The sequence below is a fragment of the uncultured Oceanisphaera sp. genome (assembly GCF_947495715.1).
Lineage (GTDB): Bacteria > Pseudomonadota > Gammaproteobacteria > Enterobacterales > Aeromonadaceae > Oceanimonas > Oceanimonas sediminis.
Map to the genome: position 1 here is coordinate 1 of NZ_CANLZU010000042.1, position 2288 is coordinate 2288.

2 protein-coding genes are annotated in these 2288 nt (G+C 58.6%); both read left to right on the forward strand.

Going from position 1 to position 2288, the window contains the following annotated elements; genetic code table 11:
* The first annotated feature begins 111 nt into the window (after positions 1-111).
* Positions 112-1002, forward strand: coding sequence for a site-specific integrase (locus tag Q0753_RS16455; protein WP_298723673.1), 891 nt, complete (start codon positions 112-114; stop codon positions 1000-1002).
* Positions 999-2051: a transposase gene (locus tag Q0753_RS16460; RefSeq protein ID WP_298723676.1), complete on the forward strand. Its 1053-nt coding sequence runs from the start codon at positions 999-1001 to the stop codon at positions 2049-2051. The genes Q0753_RS16455 and Q0753_RS16460 overlap by 4 nt, the downstream gene beginning before the upstream one ends.
* The last annotated feature ends 237 nt before the right edge of the window (positions 2052-2288 follow it).

Sequence of the window (2288 nt, forward strand, 5' to 3'; positions counted from 1 at the left end):
GAATCACTCTTAAATGCTTTGTTGAACTAAGCCGCTTCGCGGCAGAAAAATGTCGCTCCTTATCATACTGATCTCAGAGCCCTACCAGGGTGGTAGCGGACTGGAGATAGCATGATGAATAGCCAACAACAACGCCACTTCGATGCGCTGTATCAGCAGCATCTCAATAATTTAACTCTGCAGGGCAAACGACCCGCAACCATTAACGCCTATGCCCGTGCCGTGAGGCGGATCGCCGCGTTTTTTGACTGCCCGCCGGACAACCTGACAACTAGCCAGCTCAAACAGTACTTCGTCAGCCTGATTGACAGCCATTCCTGGAGTACCGTCAAGCTCGACCGCAATGGCCTGCAGTTTTTTTATCGCCATACGCTCGATAAACAATGGCAGTGGCTCGACATCGTCAAACCACCGCAGCTCAGCACCTTGCCCGATATTCTCTCACCCGCCGAAGTCGGCCTGCTGATCAGCATGACCCGACAGCGCCGCTACCAGATGTTCTTCTATACCCTCTATAGCCTGGGACTGCGGCTTGGCGAAGGACTGTCGCTCACCGTGGCCGATATTGACAGCGCTCAGCAGCAAGTGCATGTTCGCAATGCCAAGGGCGGCAAAGACCGCCTGGTCCCCTTGCCCAACAGGACATTGCGCGCCTTGCGTTCACATTGGCAATCCCACCATCATCCACGGCTGCTGTTCCCCGGCACAAGAAAAGGATCCGAGGCACCAATGGACCGAGGCGGGGTGCAAAAAGCCATGAAACAGGTCTGCCGCGACTGCGGGATCCGCAAATCCGTCAGCCCGCATACCCTGCGCCACTGCTATGCTACCCACCTGCTGCAACAGGGGCTGGATCTGCGTTCACTACAAACGCTGCTCGGTCATGCCAGCCTCAATACCACCGCTCGTTACACCCAGCTCACGGCGGCCAAACGGTCGTGTGCGATGACCGCAGTCAATCAATTGGCTGACACGCTGGCGGTCATGTGGGAGGTGTCATGAGTACTTTTATCTCGCTGCTGCGTGCACACCATGATGCGTTGATGACGGCCAGCCACGCGCCGGTGTCGCCCGACATGAAACGGGCGATCGCGGCGATGGAAAGCTGTCAAACCGAGGCCGCAGGCTGGTCGCAGTGGTACTGCCGGCATTGCCATCATCACGACCAATCCCCGCTCTCGTGCGGACACCGGCTCTGCCCCCAGTGCCAACACCGAACCAGCGCCACTTGGCTCGCCCGTCAGCAGGCCAAGTTACTGCCGGTTCACTACTTCATGGTCACCTTTACCTTGCCGGCCGAGCTGCGTGGCCTCGCCCGTGCGCAACCCAACGCCCTGTATCGCATCATGTTCTCGGTTGCCGCCTCGTTACTCAAGGACTTCGCCCAGCGTCGCCATGGTGGTCGCAGCGGCTTTACCGCGGTACTGCATACCCACAGCCGACGACGGGATCTGCATCCTCATCTGCATGTCATGATCCCGGCAGGCTACTATGACTCCGCACGGCGCCAGTGGCACAAGGGCCCCAAGCGTTACCTCTACCCTGCTGCCGCACTGGCCAAAGTATGGCGGGGCCGGCTACTGGCCGCCATTCACCAGCACCCCCAGCTCTACCTGCCAGCCAGACTACCGGCGCAATGGGTGGTGGACTGCCGCCCTGTGGGCCGGGGCCTACCCGCCCTGAAATACCTGTCCCGCTATCTGTACCGCGGGGTACTGCCCGACCGGGATATTATCGGAATAGACGGTGACCAGGTGACCTTCCGCTACCGCGAGGGGAAAACCAACCAGTGGCAGCACCGCACCTTACCCATCGTCAGGTTCCTGGAGCTGATACTGCAACACGCCTTGCCCAAGGGGCTGCAACGAGTACGGGACTACGGGCTGCTGCACGGTAGCGCCAGGACGGTACGCTTGATTATCCAGTTGTTGTTGATGCGACTGGGATGGCGAGGACTACCAGGCGAGCCGGCAACGATGACCAAAGCCAGCCGCAGCTGCCCGCACTGCGCACAGAGCATGATGTGCACCGGCATCATCCGAACGGGATAGCCGAAAGGCGGGCACAATAAGGATAATGGCCTCAACAACAGCAGGAGAAGAACGACCATCACTCACAGATCACTGTAACTAATTGAAGTTATTAGTCTTCTAATCGCTTAGCGGCCAGCTATGCCTGCAGAAAATAGCGGCCTCACCGCCCACCCCATGCTCAACCGAGCAATTTACTTAATAAAGGCAGCTTCGGGCTTGTTCAACACCCGGATGAAGTGTCGGCTGCGCGACACT